Genomic DNA, 24,553 nt, shown 5'->3' with positions numbered 1-24,553 from the left:
GCCGCTCACAGCTTGTTGACAGGCACCTTCAACGACATGTTGCCATCTTCATCGCGGGGCACTTCGCCTGCGCGGATGTTCACCTGCAGCGATGGGATGATCAGGTTGGGCATCGAGAGCTGTGCATCTCGCTCGGTGCGCATTTTCACGAAGGCCTCCCGGCTGGCGCCGCCACCGACGTGGATGTTGGCGGCCTTCTGTTCGGCGATCGTTGTCTCCCAGGCGATCGCGCGTCCACCGGGCCCGTAATCATGGCAGACAAAGAGGCGCATCTCGTCGGGCAGGCTCAGGATGCGCTGGATGGAATCGAACAACTGCCCGGCATCACCGCCCGGAAAATCGGCGCGGGCCGAGCCCCCATCCGGCATGAAGAGCGTATCACCTGCAAAAGCGGCATCGCCAAAGATGTGCACCATGCAGGCGGGCGTGTGCCCCGGCGTGTGCAGCGCGAAGCACTCCAGATCGCCCACACGATAGCTGTCTCCGTCCGTGAAAAGCGCATCAAACTGCGAGCCATCGCGCTGGAACTCGGTGCCCTCGTTGAAGATTTTGCCGAAGGTGTCCTGGACGGTTTGGATGTGCTCGCCAATCCCGATTTTGCCCCCCAGTTTTTGCTGGATGTAAGGGGCACCCGAGAGGTGGTCGGCGTGCACATGGGTCTCGATGATCCAGTCGAGCTGCAGACCTTCGGCCTCGATATAGGCGATGATCTCATCGGCGCTGTCATAGCTCAGACGGCCAGCGGCATAGTCGAAATTCATCACCGCATCGATGACCGCACAGGACATGCTGTCAGGGTCTTTAACCACATAGCTGATCGTGTTGGATTGCGCGTCGAAGAAGGACTGCACCGCCGGGTGCTTGTCCATATGAACCTTGGGTAAAGTCATTCCAGCGTCTCCCGTTTTGGCAAAGCCTACCACGCCTTGTTGGCGTCGCAACGGGCAACAACGACGCAGCCGCGCAGGAGTAACGGTTTGCTGGGTTGGTTTCCCCTGCGCCCGAGCTTGTGACGTTCGGGCGAGCGGCTTATGTGCTTGGTATCAGGGCAAGTGATGTGACCGACTATGACGCAGAAACTCACCGCAAGCCAATTGGGGCGTTGGTCTTGCCACGGTTAGCGGTCGCCGGGTCGTATCTGTTGACCCGTATCCTGACGAGCCGAACCCCTCTGCCATCAACGAGAACACTACCGGAAGCCTGAGCGGTGCGGCGCGCGTTTTACGGCCCGCAATCTGGCGCAGCTGGCTGGAGGGCAGGCCTGACCAGCAGCCGCGTGGGCGCGACAGCTTCGTCGAAGTGAGCTGGGAGAGGGCTCTGGACTTGGTCGCCGCGGAGCACGTCGCTCTCGCAAAGCTCGGCGTCGCATTCAGCCCGTGTCGAGCTGCTCCGATTTGAGGAACCGCTTTCCGAGGTCACAGCGCACCAGCCACCGCGCTTCGCAATTTCAGAGCAGGACGGTGAGGCCCACGCCAAGGTGATCTCCCCAGTCGGCGAAAGAGCTGACAAGCCCATAGAACTCAATTTGCCCTACGAAGGCGGCGGGTTCCCACCCGCGGCGCGATACGCCAAGCCTTTTGTCTCGGCAGCCTCGACCGGGCCGCCTTGCTCCGCCCAGGTAGAAAAGCCGTCCTTCAGATGCGCGGCCTCGAACCCCATGTCTTGCAAGGCCGCAACCGTCAGCGCCGACCGCCAGCCAGAGGCGCAGTGGAAGACATACCTCTTGTCGCTCTGACCAAAGACATCCTTGTGATACGGGCTGTCCGGATCGACCCAGAACTCGATCATGCCGCGCGGCGCGTGCACCGAACCCGGTATCGCGCCTGTGCGCTGCCGTTCCCGGATATCGCGAATATCGACGATGACAACATCCGGATCGTTGACCATCTTGATCAGGTCCGGCGTCTCGATTTCCTCGATCCGCGCGCGCGCCGCCTTGACCATCTCAGCCGCTGACATCTTCAGTTTCTTCATGAGTTTTGCCGATCCTGAGAGCTGTTTCCTTGATTTGTGATCGACCACGCAGAGGAGTTCAACCGCCTCTTGATGCGCTCTTGCTACCCTCAGCGCAGTTGAACTGAGCGGAGCATCGCGCGAGAGTACGGGAAGAGCCGAGCAACGGCGCTGCGCCTGAGGCCATAAATGCACCCACGCCACCTCATTCTGACCGGCCCGACACCGTTGCAGCGCGCGCCCCGGCTCTCAGACGCCCTGGGTATTGATCTCCATATCAAGCGCGACGATCTGGCGGGGCCGACGTTCGGTGGCAACAAGGCACGGCAGTTGGAGTTCTATTTCGGCGCGGCACTGACAATGCAGGCTGATACGGTGCTGATCACCGGTGCGGTGCAGTCCAATTTCGTCCGGCTCGCGGCTGCGGTTGCGCGGTCCTGCGGCATGCACGCGATCGTACAGCTTGAGGACCGCGTGCCCGACGACCACGACGGCTACTATGCGTCGGGGAATGTCTTGCTCAATCAGATCCTGGGTGCGGAGATCATGCGGTATCCTCTGGGCGAAGACGAGGCGGGGGCCGACAGCGCGCTTTTCGACCGTGCGGAGGCTTTGCGTGCAGAGGGGCGCAGGCCCTATGTCATTCCGCTTGGGGAAGATCACCCGCCGCTGGGTGCCTTGGGGTACATGGACGCTGCGCATGAGATCATGGCGCAGGATGCAGGTTTTGATGTCTTCGTCGTCGCCTCCGGAAGCGGGGCGACCCATGCGGGCCTGTTGGCGGGGCTGCGCGATGCGGGGTCTTCGGCCCGGGTGATCGGCAGCTGTGTACGTCGAGATCGGGTGGCACAGACCGAGCGCATTTGGCGTGTCATCGGGCGCCTCAATGCGCTTACGCCACGCGCGGGTGCTGTGGCGGAGGCGGATGTGGTGCTTTGGGATGGAGCCCTCGCGCCGGGCTATGGCAGGATCGGACAGCCTGCGCTGGACGCGATGCAGATCATGGCGCAGACCGAAGGCCTGATCCTTGATCCGGTCTACACAGCCAAGGCTTTCGCGGCGATCCCGGCCCTGGTCGACACGGGGGCCATTCCCTCCGGTAGCCGCGTGTGTTTTGTGCATACGGGCGGCCTCGCGGCGATCTTCGCCTATGGCGCGGCGCTTGCGGACATGGTCTGATCCGTTGGTTCGCGACGTGGATATGACCCGATGGTGTCGAGAAGTGCTGTAACCTCAGAAACCCACGCATCACGCATCCTGCGTGCGAGCACCGAGATCGGTCGATAGCGGGGGGCAAAGACGGCATAGCGATACCGGATGGTCTCGGCCAACGGTCGGAATACGATGCCGTCGCTTGCCAAGGCCGCAGCCTGTACGTGCACGACGGTCAAGGGGTCAAGGATCGCGCAGCATTGCCCGGCGGAGACGAATTGCAGTATCGGCAGGAAGGTCTGGCTTTCGACCATGCTGTTGAATGTCAGGTCCCGCGCTGCAAACAACGCCTGCACATCCCGTTGATGCGCATGTGTGTTTTGCAGTGAGCCCATGGCGACCCCATCGAGGTGGCTGATCGACACCTCGCGACGCTTGGTGAGCGGATGATCCATTGGAAGGGCCAGAAAACAGTCCGCGGAAATCACCTCCGCGGAATAGAGGGTCTGAGGCTCCGTATCCGACGGCGCATCTGCGAAGCCAAAGTCGATGCGTTGAGCCCGGGCAAGCTCGAGGATCTGGGCGGAGCTGCGCGCCATCATGGAGACGGTGATGTCGCTGCTCTCCGCAATCTGCTCGGCGACAAACCTTGGAAAGAGCATCGACACCGGCCCGGGCATGGCCGCGATGTTGAGATTGCCACTGTCGCCATCGCTGAGGCTGCGCATGGTTTGCTGCACGCGCGACAGCTGGTTCAGGATCGCTTCGGCTTCAGTAAGCAGATACCGGGCCTCGGGCACTGGCACGAGCTTGCGCCCCTCACGGACGAAGAGTTGCAAACCCAACTGGTCTTCGAGCGTCTTGATGGCCGCGCTGACGGCAGGCTGCGTCCGCCCGAGCTTGCGCGCCGCGTCCGACAGGGACGCGGAGGTCATGACCGCCTGGAAAGCCCTGATCTGGGACAAATTCATAGACCCAAAAACATAAGGAAAATCTATCAATTTAAAAGATATTAAAATTTGTATTTATTTCGAGCTCATTTACGCTTTTAAGCACGACTCACCCAACAGAAGTCGGTCAACTGGGAGACAAATATGAAGATATTCTCAAGACTTTCCGGTGCTGCCGTCGCTGCGGTGCTGGTGGCTGGAACAGCAGCAGCGCAAGATCCGACGTTCTTCCGCATCGGAACGGGCAGCGCGGGCGGTACGTATTTTCCAATCGGCGGAACCATTGCGAACGGCATCTCTGCCCCACCGGGCTCGCGGGCCTGCGACGAGGGCGGGCAATGCGGTGTGCCGGGGCTGATCGCAATCGCGCAATCGACGACCGCGTCGGTCTTCAACAACACGGCCGTCGAAAATGGCGAGCTGGAAGCTGGCCTCGCCGCCGCGGATGTGACCCGCTCGATGTTCCTCGGCGAGGGGAAGTTCGATGGCAAACCGCATCCGAAACTGCGCATCGTGGCAAACCTCTTTCCGGAGGATTTGCATCTCGTGATGCCCAAAGGTTCGGAAATTGCCAGTCTGGCTGATCTCGAAGGCAAACGCGTGGGCATCGCCCAGGCCGGGTCCGGAACGCAGGTGGCCGTCGAAATGATGCTGGCTGAATGGGGTGTGACCCGCGACAACATGGATGAAGCCGAGCTCAACAACAGCCAGTCGGCGGAACGCCTCGCCGATGGTCAGCTTGACGCCTACTTCTATGCTGCCGGCTGGCCGGTGTCTGCCATGGTGCAATTGGCGACAACCAAGGGGATGGACCTGCACAGTTTCTCTGACGAAGATCTCGCCAAGATCAACGAGATCATCCCGGCCTATATTCCATCGGCGATCCCGGCAGGCGTCTATGAAGGCGTCGATTACGAGGTGAAGACACCGGCGGTTTCCGCTCTGCTGGTTGTGTCATCGGACCTTTCGGAAGAGCTGGTCTATGGCATCACCAAGGCCTTGTGGAACGACAATACTCGCAAGCTGCTCGACAACGGGCATGCGAAAGGCAAGCAGATCACGCCGGACACGGCCCTTGACGGAATTGCCGCCCTTGGCGTGCCGCTGCACGCAGGTGCGGAGAAATTCTACAAGGAAGCCGGGCTTCTGGAGTAAGGCGCCTCTTCCCGCCTTACTTGCAAGGAGCGGCGGGCGATACCCGCGCGCCGCTCCGCTTTTCTGTCACATCACATGACGACGGGGATGCGCCATGAGCAGCCACCAATCCGAAACCGTGCGCGAGTTGACCGAAGAAGAGCTCGCCGCCATCGAAGAGAAATACGATGAAGGCGCTGCCACACGGTCCGTGACACCCGGGTTCGGCAAGTTCCTGCGGTATGTGGCGCTGACCTTTGCGGTCTATCATTATCTCACCGCAGGCTTTGCCCTGCCGCCCGACTACTGGCACATGGGCTGGCATCTCTGCGGTCTCTTCATCCTGACCTATGCCCTCTATCCCTTGGTCAAAACACCCACGTCCTTTGATCTGCGAACCGGCGCGCTGCGACTGGGCGGAGTGCCGTTTCTCGACATTCTCCTGATGATCCTCGGGGTGGCGTCCGCGCTTTATCTTGGGCTCGCGTGGCGCGGTATCGATTGGCTCGGCGTGGAGGAAATGACCTTCCGGATGGGCAATCCGAATGGCTATGACATGCTCTTTGGCTGCATCCTGATTGTCCTGGTTCTCGACATCGCGCGCCGGACCTTGGGCTGGATCCTGCCCCTGATCATCTCGGTTTTCATCTGCTACGCGCTCTTTGGGCCCTATTTCCCCGGCTTGCTTCAGCACCCGGGGGTGAAGTTCAACACCTTCGTGTCCTCGATGTACTTCCCGCAGGAGGGCATTTTCGGGGTCACGCTTTGGGTGGTTTCGACCATCGTCTTCCACTTCGTGCTGTTCGGCGTGATCGCGCAACGCACCGGGCTCGGGCAGCTCTTCATTGATAACGCGACGATCCTGGCGGGGCGCTACACCGGAGGGCCTGCCAAGGTCTCTGTGGTCTCCTCCGCGTTCTTTGGCACGATCTCGGGATCTTCCGTGGCAAATACGGTCTCGACCGGGGCGCTGACAATCCCGAATATGAAACGGTTAGGCTATCCCGGACACTTTGCCGGTGGGGTCGAAGCCGCGGCTTCCGCGGGTGGGCAAATCACGCCACCGATTATGGGCGCGGCTGCCTTCATCATGGCCGAATTTCTGGAACTGCCCTACACGACCATTGTGATCGCCGCGATCTTCCCGGCGCTGCTGCACTATGTTGGCGTCTTTGCCGTGGTGCACCTTATGGCGCGCAAGCTCGGGCTCCAAGGGCTTGCCAAGGAGGCGCTGCCGCAGCTTGGGGCCGTCTGGCGGGACGGGTGGGCCAACATCGTCCCGCTCGTTGGTCTGCTGGTTGTGCTGTTCTCAGGGTACACGCCGTACATGTCGGCATTCTGTGGCATCTCGCTGGCGATCATCGCCGGGATGAGCCGTTCGCGCGAGCCCTTGACGCTGATCTACGCCGCCGCCTTCATCGCGTTTGTCTTCTGGAAGTATCAGGGCGGCGGATTTGACCTCACGATGTCTGCGATCCTGATCGCCGGTGCTGTGATCGCGACACTCAACCCGCAGCGGCGCATCTCGATCCTGGAGATGGGCGATACCTTTGAGACAGGCGTGAAGTACGCGCTTGCAGTTGGTGCTGCCTCGGCGGCGGTGGGGATTGTGATCGGCGTGATCAACACCACCGGCGTAGGTTTCCGCATTGGGTTCATGGTCACGCAAGCTGCCTCCAACCTCGGCAATGATCTTGCGTGGCTCTTTACCTTCGGGGACTGGACGCTGTTCACGGTGGAAGACCTGACCTTGTTCATCAGCCTCGTTTTCATCGCCCTCGCATGCATCCTGATGGGCGCGGGGGTTCCGACCACCGCGCTTTACATCATGCTCGTCTCCGTTGCGCAGCCTGCCTTGGCGCAGCTCGGCATTCCACCCATCGCGAGTCATATGTTCGTGCTCTACTACGGGGTCGTGGCCGAGATCACGCCACCGGTCTGTACGTCGGCCTATGCGGCGGCGGCCATCGCGAACTCCAACCCGTTCCGGACCGGGATTTCGGCCTTCACGCTGGGTCTCGGCAAGGTCGTGGCCCCGATGGCCTTTGTCTACGCACCCGTGCTGCTTTTTGTGTCATCAACCGGCTTTGACCTCTGGGAGTTCAGCTACACCGCGGCCAGTTGCATCGCGGGGGTGATCGCTCTGTCCGCTGCGGTAGTCGGCTATTGGCTGGCACCCATGGGCGTGATGTTCCGCTGGCTCATGGCCATCGCGGGGATTGTGTTCATCGCCCCCTCGTTGCAGGCTGACCTCGCGGCGCTGATCATCGCATCCCCTGCCGTTGCCTCACAGCTCCTGGCCAGGCGTCGCGGGACACAGCCCGCCGTCTGACAGGATGACGCGACAGGTCACCATATTGGGCGCGGGCATCGTCGGGATCTGCACCGCCCTCTCCTTGGCGGAGCGCGGAATTGCCGCCCGCGTGATCGATCGGCGCGCTCCGGGTCAGGAGACTTCCTTTGGCAATGCCGGTGTCATCTCGCCTTGGTCGATCGTCCCGCAGGCACTGCCCGGCGTGTGGCGGCAGATACCGCATCTCATATTTGGCGCTGCGCGGCCGCTATCCGTCCACCCCAAAGCCTGGTTGCGCATGATCCCGTGGGGGCTGCGCTTCCTGAGGCAAGGGACAGAGGCGCGGGTCAGAGCCACCTCTGACGCGATGGAGTTGCTGTGCAGCCCCTCGATTGACCTTTACAGGCGGCATCTCAGAGGGACGGGCGCCGAAAGCCTGATCACAGACAGCTTCTATGTGCACGCGTTTCGGGACGGCCGCCGTATCACCATCGACACTTTGGACTATGCAATCCGTCGCGAGAAAGGGGCCGACATCGAGCTCATTGGTGCGGATGAGCTGCGTCGGCTGGAGCCTGCCTTGCACCGGGATTTTGCCGGCGCTGTGCTTGTGAAAGGGCAGGCCCGCGCGCGGTCACCGGGGCAGATATGCGACGTGTTGTCGGAAAAGGCGCGGTCCTTGGGGGTCGAGTTCGTCGAGGATACAATCGAGCGGCTTGAACCCGTGGACGATGGTTGGACGGTGGTCTGCGCGAAGCGCAACTATACAAGCGCAAAGGTGATTGTGGCCATGGGCGTCTGGAGTGCGGGGCTGCTTAAGCCCTTTGGTCTCAGGCTGCCTTTGATGGCCGAGCGGGGCTATCACGTGCAGTTCTCTGATCCGGGCCTAGACGTGGTCAACTCGATCCTCGATGTTGATGCAAAGGTGGTCGCCAGCGGCATGACCGATGGCTTGCGAGTCGCGGGGCAGGCGGAGTTTGCGCCAATCGACGCCCCTGCCGACCAACGAAAGCAGGCGCTGTTGGAAAAGCTCGCCAGGGCAATGTTCCCCGGGTTGAACACGGAGCCTTCGAGCTTCTGGATGGGGCGACGCCCCTCCTTTCCAGATAGTCGACCAGCGCTTGGGGCCGTCACCGGAAAGGAGGGGCTTTACCTCAATTTTGGCCATTCGCATTATGGTCTGATGATGGCGCCAAAGTCTGGTGAGCTTCTCGCCGATCTCATCACCAATACGGCGTTGAACGTCGATCTCAGCCCGTTTTCAGCCCACCGGTTCAGTTGAGGCCTTCCGCCGCAGGTGCGCGGGTCAATGCGCGAGGATCATTTGTACGCGATGATCGAGGTCGTGTCGCAATTGCTCAGCCGTCCATCAGGCGCGGCCTCGAAACATGTAGCCTTGCCGAATGTCATAAAGAAGCGCGGCCCGTTCCAGTGACCGGAAGTCCGCGGGCAGAGTGCCTGCTTCCACTTCCTTGTCGAAGCCTGCGGCCAGGCTGCGGTTGGTTTCTTCGATGGCGGCTTCGACGCGCTCTGCGACCCCATTGATCTGGCCGATGTTTGTCGAGACACTGGAGGCCAGAAAACACCCTTTGGCACCACTGTCGTTTTCTGTCCCGTAGATGATCACCTCTTCAAGGAACCCGCGAACAGCCTTCTCGATGTCTGGTTCGGTTTCAAGGCGACAACGGCGCCGGACCCGCCGGGACGTCATGGAGAAGCAGCGTCTGCCGGGATCAGCGACACTCAGATAACTGTTCAAGGAAGACGGTTTATGACCACCACCATTTAAACCGAGATCAGGGCGACCATCGACCGCCTCATCATGGCAGGAACAACCGCAGATCTGCGCGCCCTCGACGCCATCTACCACGACGACATGCGCATATAGATGATCGACACGGAGGGTGGGCTGGCGCAAACCGACAAGCCCACACTCATTACGATGATGCAGCAAATGGTCGAGGCTGGCGCAGGCGCGGACAATGCCTGGGCGCGGTACAACGTTGTTGAAAGCAATGCGGCTGAAGGCCATGTGTTGATCACACGGAAGGTGACCTTGGACGGTGACAATGAGATCCTCGAACTGAGCATCGACCTGGTTCATGAGGATGATCGCTGGCAAGTGATCCGCGAGGTCATCGCCGAGCGGCCCAATCCTAACGTGGCCATGGCCTGATCTTTATTCATCTGACAAGAGATTTCACCAATGTGTGGTTTTCTGTCCGCCGCCATTTTTCTGTCCTGCTAGGCCGTCGCCCATGCAGATGCCCCCAAACTTGGAAATTATTCTGCTTTGATCGCGGTTAATGACCGGTTCAATGCTGCTGCGGCAGCGCATGATGCCCGAAGAGTTTCTCGAACTCTATGCCGCGAACACATTGTGGATTGCTGAGGGCGAGCCGGTCTCGCAGGGCCTCGATGGCCGGCGGGCTCTGTTTTAATTCTTTACCGCCGACTAGGGCGATATGCCCCACACGATTGATCATCTCTTCATATAAAGTGACGCGACCCTCGCCGTCATGATCGGCTCTGTCGAGGCAGAAATCGAGAAGGTGGGGATGCAGGCAGTGGGCACCTATCTTTTCGTACTGACGCCTGATGACGACCATTGGGAGATCGTGATCGACATGTGGCACCAACATGAGGCGGAATAGTCGGCATGGTCCCGGCTGGAGTCTTATGATCCGGCGTGCCGGACGGCCTCACCGGCTGGTACTGTACAACCAAACTGTCTATCGCTCGCCAAAGGCGTTCTGAAGAGAGCGATGGATGGGTTTCGCAAGATATGCCATCATGCTCCGCTCGTCCGTGACAATTTCAGCGTTGCCCGAAATGCCGACGCGGAGCGGCTTTTCCAATGCGCCTTGTCCGACGGTCAGCCGGTCCAACCGGACAACACCGCGGAAGTACGGCTCCCCGGTGACCTGATCAATCAGCACGTTTGGAGACAGCGTCTCGATCCGCCCGGTGATCTCGCCATATCGGCGCGGATCATAGGTGGTCAGCTTGATCGCAACGGCATCGCCGACGCGAATGTGGCCGATATCCGCCTCGCCAACCTTGATCTCGGCGACCAGCCGTTCGTTGGTATTGACCAATTCAAACAATGTGCGACCGGCTTCAATAACCTCTCCCACATGGGGAAAATCGACCGCTTGGATCACGCCGTTGACGGGTGCGCGGATCAGTAGGTCTTCGCGTTGTGTCTCCAAGGTCTCGATCTGTGTCAGAAGCGTGTCCCGTTCCTGTTGCAATGCAAAGAGCTCGGTCAGCGTTTGCTCGCGCAGGGTGAGGTCGCTTTCGAGGGGCTTGTCCCGAATTTCTGAGTAGTTAGCTTTGTTGGTGGCGAGCTCGATGTCGGCATCAATGAGCCGCCCCCTCAACTCATCGAGCGATTGTTGCTCTGCATCCAGCCGCAACCGCGTAATGCTGCCTGACTGGAACAGTGTTTCAAGTCGGGCGACCGAGGCTTCCTTTTCCCGCACGCGGCTCTGCATGAGAGCTCGCGCAGCTTGCAACTCCGCGATAATCTCTTCCAAGCTCTCCGCTCTATTCCGTGCAATTTCCTTTTGAAGGTCATGCAGATACACGCGAGATCGCGCATAGTCCTCAGAGGCTGCGATCGAGAGGTCCGATCTCTCATCCGTGGGTGCCGGCGCATCAAGATGGGTCAAAATGCTGGCTAGGATCTCAATTCGTGAGACCAGCGCGTCAAGTTGCTGCGTCACGCTGAAGATGTCGCGATCAAGCTCGGGCGACACAAGGCTCGCCAGCACTTGGCCATCCTCGACCTGCTGGCCTTCCTGCACCGTGACGGAGCTGACAATCCCGGAACTGACGCTCTGGACTTGGTGCGGCCGACCCAGCGTCGTGATCTCTGCGGTGGCCCGAGCAAGCTCCGGAACGGTGGTTTGAGTGGCGAGGACCACTGCGGAACTGACGAATGCGCAGAGCGTGAAGACGACCATCATCGAAATGCGCGGCGCGCGGTTCTTGTGCGTTGCCGCCTGACGCACAAAGACGCCTTGGCGTTTCGAGGCGAGGAAAGAGGAGCGCATTTCAGTTTTCCTTGTTTGCCGTGATGAGCGCGGTGATCTTTCGCCGCCCGTCTGGCCCGGTATCATTGGCGATGATGCGCCCATCGGACATGTAGATGCACCTATCAGCCAGTTCCAAGTGCAGCGGGTCGTCAGACACCAGAACGAAGGTGCAGGTGCCCTTCCTTCTGTTGAGATGGGCGTTGAGTGCAGCCTTGCGCATGTAGTCAAGACCGGCATTTGGATCGTTCAGAAGGTAGGCGCGAGCGGGCCGAACGAGGCTGCGCACGAGTGCCAAGCCCCGAGAGGTCGAAGGTGGCAGCGTGGCGCGATATCGTTCGGTCAGCCTGGTATCTAGCCCGTCTGGCATGGCATCCACTTCGGCAGTCAATGCCATCTCGTCGATCATCTGTCGAATTTGATCTTCGGGAACGGTTGGTGCTGCGAGGCGCATGTTTTGCAGCAGTGTGCCATGGAAAACCTCCGGCTTTTTCTGCGCATAGCTGTAGGCCTGCCGCAGGTCGTCCACCGGGATTTGTCGGATGTCGATACCGTCCAGTTGAACCGACCCCAGCAGCGGTTGATGCAACCCCATCATCACCTCCAGAAGAGTGGTCTTCCCACTTCCGTTGTTGCCCGCGATCACCACGAGCTCACCCGCAGCGATGTCCAGCGAGATCTGCGACAGCGCCGGGTCGGCAGTGCTCTCAAAACGGTGGGTGACCCCAGCCAAGGTGATCTGGCCTTCGAAGGTTTTCTGATGCGTCGATCCAACCCCGCGCACCGTTTCCTGTGGCATGCCAAGGACCCTGTCGATCTGCGTACGGCATTTCACAAACCCCAGGATTTGTGGCGCATTGGAGTAGAGAGATTGCAGCGGAGTGAGCACTTTCCAGACAAGCGCCATGACCGCGATCAAGGCACCGAACGACATGGAGCCATCCATTGCGGCAAGGGTGCCAAGAACAATCGCACCAACACCCGCGATCATCATCAGGCTTTGTCCGAATGTCTGACAGATGTGTTGGAACTGCTTGGCAACGCGTGTCGCGCTAGCGGACTCAGCGGCGATGGCCGCGTATCTTTGGCGCCAGAATGGGCCCAGCCCCAGGCGATAGATGTTGCGCTGCAGGTTAACCGTTTCGAACAGGTGTTTGTGCTGCTTGGATTTGAGGGTTGCTGCTTCTGTATTGAGCGCCTGCTGTGTCGGCAGCGTCAAGACGATTGCGACCAGAAACACCACGACCAGACCGAGCGCAAGAAAACCGACTTGGGGCGCGAGAAAGAAGATCAGCCCCAGGAAGATGAGCGTGAACGGCAGATCGAGCAGCAGCATCAAGGTCTGACCTGAGAAGACATCCCGGATGCCCTCGAACTGCTTGAACCGGGCAATCTGCTGTTCAACGTCGGAGTTTTGTATCTGGCTCGATGGCAAAGACATCAGCTTTTTAAAGAGCGCCAGTCCCAAGCGGTGTTCCACAACCCGACCCATGTAGGAGATGGCGCGGGACCGCGCAAAGCGGAAGCCAGCATCTGCCGACAGCACCAATGCCGCTGCAAGGGCGAGGGACACCACCAGGTGTGTTGATCCGGCGGGGATCACCCGGTCGTAGATCATCATGATCAGCAAAGGCGTGACCAACCCCATCAGGTTGGTCATGAACGACGCGATCACGAGCCAGGGCAGCATTCCGTGAAAACCAGCCGTGATTTTCCGGAAATCTTCGAAGTTCTGATCTTGGTCAGAGGGGGCAAACCGTTCGACACGGACGAGTGTTCCAGGTGTTGTATCTGGTTTGATCCAGACGGGGTCAGTGGCGCCTTGATCTTGCACCAGTATGGCGTCCTCGCGGATGTCGAGGACGGCGCGGATACCACCCGCTTTGTCGAAGAAGAGCGCCGGACAGTCAGCGGGCGTCATGTCGTCAAGCCGCGCGGGCGCAGTCGATAAGGGCACACCCATGTTCCGAAGAGTTGAGATCAGATCACTGGACGAGAACTCATCCGCAAGATGTGGCGCCGCCTCCGTCAGGTTGCGATGGCTGCTGTGCCAACCCGCCGCCATCATCAGCCGGTGGAGCAGCGCCAGACTTGGGTGCACGGCGAGATCGGTCATGCGGTCCTCAGCCCGTGCTGATGCGACTCGATCGCGTCACGCGTGGCGTCTTCATGCCAAAGAAGAAGGTCGTCTGCCTTGCTATCGGCCAGAAGAACCGACTGATCAGCAAGATCGAGGAGCTGTTGTCGTGGCGTGACCATGACAACTGTGGTTTGGCCCTTCAGCGACTGCAGAAGGCTGGCGAGCCTCGCAACGGCGCGCTCGTCCAACGCCGATGTCGCATCGTTCAGAAGAAGCAGTTTGGGTTCGAGTGCGAGCGCCCGGACGAGAGCGACGGTTTGGCGCAGCGCAAGACTTGACGAAATCTCGTCGACCGTGCCCAGTTCGGTATTGTAGCCCATGGGCATGCGATGGACCTTTGTCTCGAGGCCAAGAGTTGCCGAAAATGCGAGCGCCCGTTCGATGGCATTACCATCCCCGAAGCAAGAAATGTTTTCGAGCAGGGTTCCAGAGAACAAGACCGGGCTATGATCGACATAGGCGATGCCGCCCCGCCCCCGCATCGCGGAAAACCTGTCGATTGGCGCTCCGTCGAGGAGGATTTGGCCCTCTGTCGGCTCCTCTTCTGCAAGGATCAAGCGCATGAACCGATCGCGCGCTGCGCCCTCTTCCGCCAGCACGCTGAGAACTTGGCCTGCTGGCAATTCAAAGCTGGTCTGCGAAAAGAAGAAGTGGTCAGCTTTGTCGCTTTGCACCGACACATTTTCAAACGTGAGCTGTCCTTCAATCGTCAGCGTGGTGTCGAGAGTGGCCCTCTGTTGGAGGATGCCGATGTCTTCCACTTTCGCCTGCGCGGCCTGAATGCTTTCGGTTTGGGCCCAATGGCTGAGCATTTTCAGCAGTGGCTGAACCGTTCGTCCATTGAGCAGCATGCAGGCCGCCAACTCAGCGACACCGATCTGATCGATGATGACAAGGTACCCGCCAATTAGACCCATTGCCGCGACCGCAGCCTGTGAAAACAATGCGCCAAAGGACTGCGAGAGCCCTGAGAACTGCACCAGTTTTTGGCTGATATCGACCGATTGGTCCTGGAGAACCTCATATCGCCGCAGCATCTGCGGCTCCATTGTGTCCGCCTTGACGGTCATGATTTGCGAAAGACATTCGATCAGGAAGGAATAACGCCTGCCGTCGAGTGTTTTCCGCTTTTCAAAGATTGGGCCCTGTGCACGTTGCAGGACGGTCTTGAAACCATAGATCAGGATCAGACTGACCAGCGGGACGAGGACCAACCAACCGCCGATCAAGCCGATCATGGTGATAAAAATCGCAGTGAACGGAAGATCGATTGCAAGCAGGCGACCTTGTCCGCTGTAGTAGTCCCGCAACTGGGACAAGGCGTTCAATCGCTCGAGATGAACGCCTGTGGATGACTGATCATAAGCGGTTGGCTCGGCGTTAAGCGAACGCTCAATGAAGCGGTCTCCCAGATGCAGCTCGAACTGCTCGCCCTGGTGACCGATCAGAACGATCCGCGCCCATTTCAACCCGAAGTCCAGTACCGCGACCACGCAAAGGCCAAGGAACAAAAGGGTGAGTGTTGCATGCGACTCGAACGGGATCACCCGATCAAACACCTGAAGCACGACCAAAGGCAGCGCCAGCGCCAAGGTGTTGATGACCAAAGATGCGGCAATGACCGCCAGCGTTAGTCTTGGCGGTCTTACCATGCGGTCAGATGATGCTGTATCAGTCGCCAAACCGAACCCCAAACCGAGCAGAAACCGAGGGCAAGCTGTGTCTGAAACGTTAGGAAAACGTGTGGACGGCTGTGATGAAATCAGACGATTTAAGTCAAATTCGCAGGCGAAAGGCCGAGTTTCGAAGCATGTTGTTAAGCTAATTGTGGCGCTGTCCCGTAGGTAGAGTGCGGAGGTTGCCATGGCCAAAGACGATCGGATCGAGCTGGACGAAGCGTTGTTGCATCAGCAGGGTGATGCAACGAGCGATAAAGAGAAAACCGTCCTGCAGTCGCTGCGTGAAAGTAGCGGCGGGCATGAAGACGTATCTCGCAGCACGCTGCACTACGGGGAGCAGCAGGAACCTGATCAGACCTATAGGTCGGAGGATGATAGCATCGGCGATGATGATGCCGATGTGCCGGCGGATGCCTCTGCCAAAACCGCCCCGATAGAGCGTGCATCACTCTCTGCGACAAACGATGTATCTCGCGGCGCAGCGGTATCTGATCCGCAAGACTCCGGCGACTTCGATCCAGCGGCGAGTGAGATCGGTGCTGAAGCACGGCTGCAGACGGGGAGCGCCGTCAGCACCGATGCCATGAGTCCCAGTGTTATCGATCTTGAAGTGGGCTCACGCAACCCGACCGCTGATCAAGAGGGCAGCACTAGCCAACCACCTGGTCCCAGTGACGACCCGGTAGCCGTGCAGGATGGTGGTGCGGTTGCATACGCTGGCCCGCAAGAGACGTCTGCCGATCTACCAGTCGAGGGACCAGGCGCCCCGTCCGATATCGCGCCAACCGAGCTCTGGATCGATCAATCCGGTATCGCCTCAGGTCATCCGGGCACGGTGATCGGTCAAATTGACATGAACGGAACAGCTGCTCCGGAAAGCTACACCTACACGGTGTCTGATGATCGTTTTGAGGTCGTCGATATGCAATTGAAGCTCAGGGAGGGTATCTCCCTGGACGACGATGAGCTTGGCGCGTTGGCTTTGGAGGTCACGGCAACGGGGCCAGGTGGGGCGAGGCTCACCCAATCCTTGGACCTTGAGGTCATAGATGCACCCGAGATTTCCGCCAACACAGGTTTCCGCGCCAGCTACTTCGACGTGGACCAGCGATTGTCGAAGCTGGACCAGATCGATTGGTCGTCGGACCCGACACACGAAGAGGTTGTCAGCGATATCAACTACCGCAACAGCCGCGAGTCGTTCTGGGAAGGCGGCGATACCGACACCTTCGGCGCTCGCATCACCGGCCACGTGGATGTCGAGGAGGGCGGCAGCTTCAAGTTTTTTCTCGGCGGTGACGATGGCGTCATCTTGCTGGTCAACGGCGAGGAGGTGATCGACAACGACGGGTTGCATGGCTATCGGACCCGCACGGGCGAGATCGAGCTGGAACCCGGTACGCACCATATCGAGGTGCGCTATTTCGAGAACTACGGCCATGCCGGGCTCAAGCTCGAATGGGACGGGCCAGGCACCGATGGGCGCGAGTTGGTGACATCGCCCGAGCTGGATGACGCGCAGACCGTGAATGGCATGCCGGTGACCTTCGAGCTGGATATCTCGGGCGATGACGTCGGTGCGACGTCTTATCGCCTCGAAGGGGTGCCTGAAGGCACTGAAGTTCAGGCCGGTGATCTCTCCGCCATCGCAGATGAGGCAGGGACTGTTGACCTGTCAGGTTGGGATCTTTCTCTATTGTCGGTCACCACTCCGGTCGACTTCGTCGGCGATGTGGAGGCTCAATTGGTCACGACGACGCAAGGGAGCAGCGGTGCCATCGCGTCGACAGCTGTTGATCTGGGCTTCACCGTGGCGCAAGCGGATTTGCCACCGCCCAGCGTCGACATGGGAACGGGTTTCCGCGCCAGCTACTTCGACGTGGACCAGCGATTGTCGAAGCTGGACCAGATCGATTGGTCGTCGGACCCGACACACGAAGAGGTTGTCAGCGATATCAACTACCGCAACAGCCGCGAGTCGTTCTGGGAAGGCGGCGATACCGACACCTTCGGCGCTCGCATCACCGGCCACGTGGATGTCGAGGAGGGCGGCAGCTTCAAGTTTTTTCTCGGCGGTGACGATGGCGTCATCTTGCTGGTCAACGGCGAGGAGGTGATCGACAACGACGGGTTGCATGGCTATCGGACCCGCACGGGCGAGATCGAGCTGGAACCCGGTACGCACCATATCGAGGTGCGCTATTTCGAGAACTACGGCCATGCCGGGCTCAAGCTCGAATGGGACGGGCCAGGCACCGATGGGCGCGAGTTGGTGACAGGCAACAGCGATCTCAGCGTTGAGGAAAACGGCATGATCGCGGTGAAAATCGACGACACCAACCTGTCCGACGCCGCCCAGGTCCAGATATCGGGACTGCCGCCAGATACAATTCTCATCAGCGATGATGACGTTGCAGTCTCGGATGGCGGAGAGATCGACTTGACCGGTTGGGATCTCGATCTGCTCGAGATCGCGCCGCCGCCCGGCTTTGAGGGAGAGATTTCCGGCGAAATTACGTCCACGGATATCGCATTCAATGGTGAGACGGTCTCGGGCCATTCCTTCTTCGCCATCCAGGTGGGCGATGAGGTTGAGCCGTCGTCGCCCGCAGCTGAAGGCGGCCCATCTGACATGATGGCCTATTCGGAGCAAGCTGGGTCGGAAGGCTCTTGGGTTGATGCGGCTGAATCTCCGGACGACAAGGAACAGTCGAACGAGAATGCGATGGAAGAGCCAGTCATCGAGCAGTCTGACAGCACGCAATACAACGACATGAACGAGACCTATGAGCGTTCGGATTGGTAATGCTTTAGTGCAATTGGTGATCATCGAAAGCGTTGAGTTCGGTGAGGCGCGCTGAATGCACTGAATGCCACGGCGCGAGCGAGATCATCACAGGCGCTTGACCGAAGACCTGATCGTCATTGTGGTGTCAAGTTTCACCGATCCGGCCGGTTCTCCGGTTTCAATCCATTGCGCCAGTTTCTCGGCGGCACATGTTCCCATTCTTCGGACGGGTAGATGAACGCTGCTCAACGGTGGCCAGGTGCTTTGCGAGCTGGGTAAATCATCGACGCCAACGATTGATATCTCATCAGGCACGCGAATGCCGAGACGCTGAAATCCGCTAAGGACACCCTGGGCGATCACATCGGACAGGCACAGACAGGCGGTGACCTCCGGCGCCTGTGTCTTAACTTCATCGACGACCCCTGCCGCCGCCGTGAATTCAATGGGGATTTCGTAAAACAGCAGTTCAAGGTCGCGCCGGGCCCGCAAAGCCTCGACCCGTGCGCGCGTACGATCATTGTTCTCGGTCGGCCCGGAGAGGACCGCGATGGTGGAATGCCCCATTTCCACAAGATGATCGAGAGCGTAGCTGGCGGCCTCGCGGTTGTCATATCCAACTGTTGTAAGCGGATCTTCGGCATCGAAGTACGACGTGGCAATGACCGGCGCCTTATACTTACGCACCAGCGCGTCGAACTCATCGCTATGGGTGACGCCCGAGACGACAAACCCTTCAACGCCAAGATTGAGAAGGTCCTGCGCCCGCTGGGTTTCCTTCTGCAGATCATTGTTTGTTGTTGCCACGACCAACGAAAACCCATGCCGGGCCAACTCAATCTCCAAGGCATCCAGAAACCTTGAAAAGATGGCATTATCCAGGGTGGGCACCAGCGCGCCCACCATATAGGTGCGGCCGGAGTTGATGGCCCGCGCTGCTGCACTGGGGACGAAGTCGAGCGCGTTGATCGCGGTCTGAACTTTCTCATGTGTTGCCTGAGCCACAGTCGATGAGCCGCTGAGCACACGCGAGACAGTTGCAACCGAAACCCCCGCGTGCCGCGCCACATCGCGCATATTGTACCGCTTCTTGGATGGTTTTTTAAGCAATCTCTAATCTCCGCCGCGCGTTCCTGCGCGCGGCCTCTTGACAGATGTAACTAGTTTCAATCACGATGTAAGTAGTTACATCTTGTCAAACCGAGCCTCTCATGCAAGACCTGCCGCCCTTGCACAGCTTCTCGAATATCGGACACATGTCTCACGGTCGCAATTTTGCGGGCTTTTCGCAGCGGGCGTCAACGTCGCATCTGATTGATCCGCGCAGCAGCATGATGATGCGCGTGGATGAAGGGGATCTTGTCCGGATCGCCTTGGCCGGGCCGGATGAGCAGCTTTCGCTCTTGGCGTTCGATGCAAAGGGCGCCCGGCGAGAAGGTGATATCGGAATCGCCCCACCAACACCGCTGTCACTTTCAGATTTCGATTCCGGCTCACTGCTGGGGTGGTTGGGTGCGCAAGGTGTTGAGCCCGGTCCCGACTTGGATGCCAGCCTGCTGTCATTTCAGGACGACGGTATCGTCCTGCGGATGCCAGCGGCGCTGACCGTCTGGCTTGTCAATCCTGTCGCGCAGATCGACTTGATTGGTGGGCTCGGGCGCGGGGCGGCGCTCATTGAACACACGAGGCAGGCGGGACCTGAGCCTTTGCCTGAGCCTTTCGGCTCTGTGCGAGACGAATTCACGATCCGGCGTGGCACGGCGCAGGCCTATCAGCTTCGGCGTGGGGAGGTGCTTCAGATCATCGACATCGAAGGTCAGCAATGCTCTGATTTTCAAGCCTTCGGTCTGGCAGCGCTTGATCGTGCACAGGAGCGAATGATCGACTCCACGGCCACGCGCAGCATGGTCCGGCGCTCTTTCCCCGGCCCGGGGCTGTTCGACAAATTCTTCGATGCTGCGATGACGCCGATGCTTCAGGTCGTTCGAGACACCTGTGGACGGCATGATACCTTTGGTCTGGCCTGTACGGCGCGTGGCTATGAAGAGCGCGGGTTTCCGGGGCATATCAATTGCTCGGACAATATCTCCGGTGCATTAGGGCCCTTTGGTGTGACTCCGCGCAATGCCTGGCCCGCAATCAACTTCTTCTGGAACACCTGGGTTGATCCGCATCACCATATCCAGACGGAAGAAAGCCACTCCCGCCCGGGTGACTACGTGGCGATGAAAGCACTCGATGATCTGACCTGCGTGAGCACCGCCTGTCCGGATGATATCGACCCCATCAATGGGTGGAACCCCACGGACATCCATGTCCGGATTTATCGACCTGAGACCACGATCACGCGGTCGGTTGCTTACCGCAGCAAAGAGGACGCCCCCATGCAGATCAGCCAGGAGTCGGCCTTCCATGAGCGGCTTGCCCCGTTGACCGACCAGTTTGCACCTGCGCGCGACTTGTGGTTGCCAGTCTCGTTCCCGTCGCATGGAACCCTGGGGGAGTATTGGGCCTGCCGCGAGGCCGCAACGCTGCAGGACATGAGCGGGCTGCGCAAGTACGACATCATAGGCCCTGATGCGGAACAACTTCTGCAGCGGGCGCTAACGCGCGATGTCGCTCGGCTTGCGGTGTGGCGTGGCAGCTATGCGGTCATGTGCGACGATACCGGGCAGGTCATCGATGATGGCACGTTGTTTCGGCTGGCGCCGCATCTGTTCCGGTGGTGCTGTGGCTCCGAGGAAAGCGGGCGAGCTTTGAAGGAGCTTGCCGCTCGGGAAGGCCTGCAAGCGCGCATCCATGATCTGGGCGGTGCCTTGCCAAATCTTGCGCTTCAAGGGCCGAAGTCCCGGGATATCCTGCGCAAACTTGTCTTTACCCAACCGCATGTGCCCGCGTTGGACCAGATCAACTGGTTCGGTGCCACTGTCGCACGCATTGGCGATCGGGAGGGTGTGCCATTCTTCCTGACGCGCAGCGGGTACACGGGTGAGCTCGGCTATGAGCTCTTTTGTTCAAAAGAAGATGCAGTCGCGCTCTGGGATGCAATAGTGGACGCGGGTGCGGAGTTTGGCCTCAAGCCCATGGGCTCGGCCGCGCTAGAGATCATCCGCATAGAGGCGGGGCTGGCCGCTGCCGGGGCCGAGTTCACCGCTGGCGTGGATGCATTCGAGGCGGGTCTGGGCTTCGCCATAAACCTCAAGAAGTCTGATTTTGTCGGCAAGGCGGCGCTTGAGAGAAATGCGGCTGCAGCGCGGCATCAGCTTCGGGGCCTGTTGTTCAAGTCCACCGATGTGCCACCCCACGGCGCCCCAGTTTATCAGGGCGAGCGACAGGTCGGCACGGTGACTTCAGCGACGCATTCGCCATTGCTGGAGCGGTCAATTGCGATGGCCCGATTGAATGTCGAGTACGCCGGGACCGGCACAGCGCTCGAAGTTGGACAGCTCGATGGACGCATGAAGCGCCTGTCAGCGACGGTCATCGACATCCCCTTTGTTGATCCGAAACGAGAGAAAGCCCGCGCATGAGCGTCGTCGAACTTGAAAACGTCTGGAAAGTCTTTGGCAGCCGCGCATCGGAGGCGATGGCCGCAATCAGGGCGGAAGGGCTCGGCAAGGCGGAGGTGTTGGAGCGGTTCGAAGCGGTTGTGGGGGTGAAGGATGCCTCATTTTCGGTTGAAGAGGGCGAAATCTTCTGCCTGATGGGGCTGTCGGGCTCGGGCAAATCGACGCTTGTCCGCCACATCAACCGGTTGATCGAGCCGACGTCGGGCTCGATCCGGATCATGGGCGAAGACATCGGCGCGATGAAATCCGAGCAGCTTCGTGCAACGCGGGCGGACAAGATCGGCATGGTGTTTCAGAACATGGCGCTGCTGCCGCACCGGTCGGTGCGCGATAATATCGGCTTTGCGCTCGAACTGCGCGGGATCGACGGATATACCCGCGCGCAGGCGGCGGACAGGGCGCTTGAGACGGTCTCGCTGCACGGTTATGGCGACCGGCTGCCGTCGGAATTGTCGGGCGGCATGCAACAACGGGTTGGGCTGGCGCGGGCGCTGGCCGCCGATCCGGAAATCCTGCTGATGGACGAGCCCTTTTCGGCGCTCGACCCGCTGATCCGCCGCAACCTGCAGGACGAATTTCTCGGGCTCAGCCAGAACCTGAAAAAGACAACCGTATTCATCACCCACGACCTCGATGAGGCGATCCGCATGGGCGACCGGATCGGGATTATGAAGGACGGCGAGATCGTGCAGATCGGCACCGCCGAGGATATCGTGACAGCGCCCGCCGACGACTATGTTGCCGACTTCGTCGCGGGTATCTCGCGGCTGAAGCTGGTGTCGGCCTCCAAGATCATGGTGAACCCGGATGCGCATGCGGCCCACCACGGCGCGCTCGAACCCGGGCAGGACTATCCGGTTGCAAGCCCGGAAGACGATCTCGACTCGCTGGTGGGCTTGAGCACCGGTACCGAACTCCCGGTCCTGATCAAACATGATGATGCCGTGATCGGCATTGTGACCAAGGACACCCTTCTCAAGGGACTGCAAGGAGGGGCCGAGGCATGAGCGGAGCCGTGATCGGTGGTGGCGCCGAGCAGCGTGAGATTGATGACCGGGATGTGTCCATTGGCACATTCGTTGCGGAGAAAGAGGACTACTACGCGCCGGTTTTTGAGAAGGTTCAGCGGGCGACCTTGCCGCGTTGGCATCTGAACATCTGGGCGCTTCTGGTGCCATGGTTGTGGTCGGCCTTCAGGGGTGTCTGGGTCCTCTTCTGGATTTCGCTCGCGATCGACATCACCGCGATTGTCTGCCTGATGCAGGTCGTCAAGTTCAGCCCGCTCCTGGCGGAGGCGCAACTCAATCCTGAGGCCAACGCAACGTTGATTGCGCGCTATTCCGGCTGGATCACCAACTACAGCTGGATCGGGGCCCTGCTGTTCATCGGCGGGCGTCTGTGGATGGGTAGTGCTGCGAACCGGCTCTACTACAACCAATATGCGCGGTGGCGTATTGATGCGGCGGTGCCGAGTGGCACCAGCATGAAGCGCCTGATGATCGGGGTGATGGTCATGCTCGTGATCGCCCCGCTGACCACCTATCGCGCCACCCAGCTGCGCCTTGATGAGCGCGCCTGCTTCAATCATATCCGGGCCGCCGAAGGCGTTGCGGCGCTGTTGACCCGGTTCGACGCAGGCACCGTTGGAGATTTGCAGCCGTTGCTGTCCAGCGAAATCCAGCAGCGCGAGAGCCGCATGGATGTGCTCAACGCCCTGGAAACGCTCACCGACGAGCAGAAGTCTGAACGCGCCGCGCTGCGCAAGGAAGCGCGTGATCTGGGGCGCGATCTCGAGCTGACCGAGGATTACAACAGCATCACCGCGCGCGACCAATTCGATTGCTATTTCATCGATGACTTCCCGACACTTGCTCGGCTCGAGCCGCCGGAGGATATCACCTATCGCCGCGTGCCGGACGAGGAGGCGATTGCCGCGGGCCGCGAAGGAGCCACCAAGGTCATCGAGCAGATCAAGGACCCGGTCGAAGGCCGCAAGGTGACGATCTTCACCTATTCCGCCGAAAGCATCGATATCTCGATCAACTACCTGCGTGCGCAATTCGCTGGCGGCTTTGACGCAATGACAAATGTGCTGCGCCAGTCGTTGATCCGTGTCGAGGTCGCCTTCATGCAGACGCCGTGGCTGGTGGTCGCGTTCCTGTTCATTGCCCTCAGTTGGGCTTTTGCCGGTCTTGGGACAACGATCTTCGTTGCCAGTTCACTCGCCTTCCTCGCGCTTTTCGAGCTGTGGCAGATCGCGATGCAGACCATGGCGCTGGTGGTGGTCTCAACTGCGGTCTGTGTCCTGATCGGGCTGCCCGTGGGCATCTGGATGGCCAAAAACAAATGGTTCCGATGGATCACTGAACCGATCCTGGACGTGATGCAGACGATCCCATCGCTCAGCTATCTGGTGCCTGCGGTGGCCTTCTTCGGCATCTCGCAGCCGCCCGCGGTGCTCGCCACAGTGATCTTCGCGATGCCGCCCATGATCAAGCTCACCGCGCTCGGGATTCTGCAGGTGCCGGAGAGCACCAAGGAAGCCGCACTCGCCTTCGGGGCGTCCGAGAAGCAGCTGTTGCGCAAAGTCGAATTGCCGATGGCGATCCCGTCGATCATGGCGGGGCTTAACCAGACGATCATGCTTGCACTTTCGATGGCGACGATCTCGGCCTTCATCGGTGCCGAAGGCCTGGGCGCCATCGTGACCTCTGCTCTGGGCGACGCGCAGGCGGGCAAGGGATTGCTCGCGGGTATCGCCATTGCGCTGGTGGCGATGATGATCGACCGCATTCTCAAAGGGATCCGCAACTCGTTTAGCCGGATCTGACACCGACACTCCAAACATACTCAGAACA

Annotated in this window: 19 protein-coding genes; 11 read left to right on the top strand and 8 right to left on the bottom strand. The window is 59.8% G+C overall.

The window, feature by feature from the left end; genetic code table 11:
• Window positions 1-5 precede the first annotated feature (5 nt).
• Window positions 6-890: an MBL fold metallo-hydrolase gene (locus ACVC7O_RS17080; protein WP_458323319.1), complete on the bottom strand. Its 885-nt coding sequence runs from the start codon at window positions 888-890 to the stop codon at window positions 6-8.
• Between the two features lie 640 nt (window positions 891-1,530).
• The gene (locus ACVC7O_RS17075) at window positions 1,531-1,974 is read right to left on the bottom strand and encodes a rhodanese-like domain-containing protein (RefSeq protein ID WP_458323318.1); all 444 of its coding nucleotides are present in this window, start codon (window positions 1,972-1,974) and stop codon (window positions 1,531-1,533) included.
• 168 nt (window positions 1,975-2,142) lie between these two features.
• On the opposite strand from ACVC7O_RS17075, the gene ACVC7O_RS17070 reads away from it, so the two are divergent.
• Complete coding sequence (locus ACVC7O_RS17070; protein ID WP_458323317.1) at window positions 2,143-3,132, top strand: D-cysteine desulfhydrase family protein; 990 nt, start codon at window positions 2,143-2,145, stop codon at window positions 3,130-3,132.
• Here ACVC7O_RS17070 and ACVC7O_RS17065 read toward each other — a convergent pair.
• On the bottom strand, window positions 3,102-4,040 hold the full coding sequence (locus tag ACVC7O_RS17065; protein WP_458323316.1) for a LysR family transcriptional regulator: 939 nt from the start codon (window positions 4,038-4,040) through the stop codon (window positions 3,102-3,104). The two genes, ACVC7O_RS17070 and ACVC7O_RS17065, sit on opposite strands and share 31 nt — an antisense overlap.
• Window positions 4,041-4,199: 159 nt before the next feature.
• On the opposite strand from ACVC7O_RS17065, the gene ACVC7O_RS17060 reads away from it, so the two are divergent.
• The 3 genes from ACVC7O_RS17060 (at window position 4,200) to ACVC7O_RS17050 (ending at window position 8,764) form a co-directional block, all read left to right on the top strand.
• Window positions 4,200-5,210, top strand: coding sequence for a TAXI family TRAP transporter solute-binding subunit (locus ACVC7O_RS17060; protein WP_458323315.1), 1,011 nt, complete (start codon window positions 4,200-4,202; stop codon window positions 5,208-5,210).
• A 94-nt stretch (window positions 5,211-5,304) separates the two neighbouring features.
• On the top strand, window positions 5,305-7,521 hold the full coding sequence (locus tag ACVC7O_RS17055) for a TRAP transporter permease (RefSeq protein WP_458323314.1): 2,217 nt from the start codon (window positions 5,305-5,307) through the stop codon (window positions 7,519-7,521).
• Between the two features lie 4 nt (window positions 7,522-7,525).
• Window positions 7,526-8,764, top strand: coding sequence for an NAD(P)/FAD-dependent oxidoreductase (locus tag ACVC7O_RS17050; RefSeq protein WP_458323313.1), 1,239 nt, complete (start codon window positions 7,526-7,528; stop codon window positions 8,762-8,764).
• A gap of 87 nt (window positions 8,765-8,851) precedes the next feature.
• Here the strand turns inward: ACVC7O_RS17050 and ACVC7O_RS17045 are convergent, their stop codons facing one another.
• Window positions 8,852-9,193 carry a hypothetical protein gene (locus tag ACVC7O_RS17045; protein WP_458323312.1) on the bottom strand — a complete coding sequence of 114 codons (342 nt, stop codon included), beginning with the start codon at window positions 9,191-9,193 and terminating at the stop codon, window positions 8,852-8,854.
• Window positions 9,194-9,370: 177 nt separating this feature from the next.
• Here ACVC7O_RS17045 and ACVC7O_RS17040 point away from each other — a divergent pair, with 177 nt between their 5' ends.
• From ACVC7O_RS17040 to ACVC7O_RS17030, 3 genes are all read left to right on the top strand, one after another.
• A complete protein-coding gene (locus ACVC7O_RS17040; protein ID WP_458323311.1) occupies window positions 9,371-9,658 on the top strand; it encodes a hypothetical protein in 288 nt (95 codons plus the stop codon).
• A gap of 142 nt (window positions 9,659-9,800) precedes the next feature.
• Window positions 9,801-9,923: a hypothetical protein gene (locus ACVC7O_RS17035; RefSeq protein ID WP_458323310.1), complete on the top strand. Its 123-nt coding sequence runs from the start codon at window positions 9,801-9,803 to the stop codon at window positions 9,921-9,923.
• A gap of 78 nt (window positions 9,924-10,001) precedes the next feature.
• The gene (locus ACVC7O_RS17030; protein WP_458323309.1) at window positions 10,002-10,136 is read left to right on the top strand and encodes a hypothetical protein; all 135 of its coding nucleotides are present in this window, start codon (window positions 10,002-10,004) and stop codon (window positions 10,134-10,136) included.
• A gap of 78 nt (window positions 10,137-10,214) precedes the next feature.
• Here the strand turns inward: ACVC7O_RS17030 and ACVC7O_RS17025 are convergent, their stop codons facing one another.
• From ACVC7O_RS17025 to ACVC7O_RS17015, 3 genes are read right to left on the bottom strand one after another with little or no spacing between them, the layout of a single operon-like run.
• A complete protein-coding gene (locus ACVC7O_RS17025) occupies window positions 10,215-11,540 on the bottom strand; it encodes an HlyD family type I secretion periplasmic adaptor subunit (RefSeq protein ID WP_458323308.1) in 1,326 nt (441 codons plus the stop codon).
• A 1-nt stretch (window position 11,541) separates the two neighbouring features.
• Entirely contained in the window at window positions 11,542-13,635 is a 2,094-nt protein-coding gene (locus tag ACVC7O_RS17020) for a peptidase domain-containing ABC transporter (protein ID WP_458323307.1), read from the bottom strand.
• Entirely contained in the window at window positions 13,632-15,341 is a 1,710-nt protein-coding gene (locus ACVC7O_RS17015) for an ABC transporter transmembrane domain-containing protein (RefSeq protein WP_458323306.1), read from the bottom strand. The genes ACVC7O_RS17020 and ACVC7O_RS17015 overlap by 4 nt, the downstream gene beginning before the upstream one ends.
• A gap of 181 nt (window positions 15,342-15,522) precedes the next feature.
• Between ACVC7O_RS17015 and ACVC7O_RS17010 the strand changes: the two genes are divergently transcribed.
• Window positions 15,523-18,144, top strand: a complete 2,622-nt coding sequence (locus tag ACVC7O_RS17010) for a PA14 domain-containing protein (RefSeq protein WP_458323305.1) — start codon at window positions 15,523-15,525, stop codon at window positions 18,142-18,144.
• A gap of 87 nt (window positions 18,145-18,231) precedes the next feature.
• On the opposite strand, the gene ACVC7O_RS17005 is transcribed toward ACVC7O_RS17010, so the two are convergent.
• Complete coding sequence (locus ACVC7O_RS17005; protein ID WP_458323304.1) at window positions 18,232-19,203, bottom strand: LacI family DNA-binding transcriptional regulator; 972 nt, start codon at window positions 19,201-19,203, stop codon at window positions 18,232-18,234.
• A 134-nt stretch (window positions 19,204-19,337) separates the two neighbouring features.
• On the opposite strand from ACVC7O_RS17005, the gene ACVC7O_RS17000 reads away from it, so the two are divergent.
• Genes ACVC7O_RS17000 through ACVC7O_RS16990 form a run of 3 tightly spaced genes read left to right on the top strand, consistent with a single transcriptional unit; the run spans window position 19,338 to window position 24,525 of the window.
• On the top strand, window positions 19,338-21,656 hold the full coding sequence (locus ACVC7O_RS17000; RefSeq protein WP_458323303.1) for a DUF1989 domain-containing protein: 2,319 nt from the start codon (window positions 19,338-19,340) through the stop codon (window positions 21,654-21,656).
• Window positions 21,653-22,702: a quaternary amine ABC transporter ATP-binding protein gene (locus ACVC7O_RS16995; RefSeq protein ID WP_458323302.1), complete on the top strand. Its 1,050-nt coding sequence runs from the start codon at window positions 21,653-21,655 to the stop codon at window positions 22,700-22,702. The genes ACVC7O_RS17000 and ACVC7O_RS16995 overlap by 4 nt, the downstream gene beginning before the upstream one ends.
• The gene (locus ACVC7O_RS16990; protein WP_458323301.1) at window positions 22,699-24,525 is read left to right on the top strand and encodes an ABC transporter permease; all 1,827 of its coding nucleotides are present in this window, start codon (window positions 22,699-22,701) and stop codon (window positions 24,523-24,525) included. The genes ACVC7O_RS16995 and ACVC7O_RS16990 overlap by 4 nt, the downstream gene beginning before the upstream one ends.
• The last annotated feature ends 28 nt before the right edge of the window (window positions 24,526-24,553 follow it).

The organism is Roseobacter cerffii, from assembly GCF_054226325.1.
Note: the sequence above shows the minus strand (reverse complement) of the source record. Positions and strands in the feature narration are given on the sequence as shown.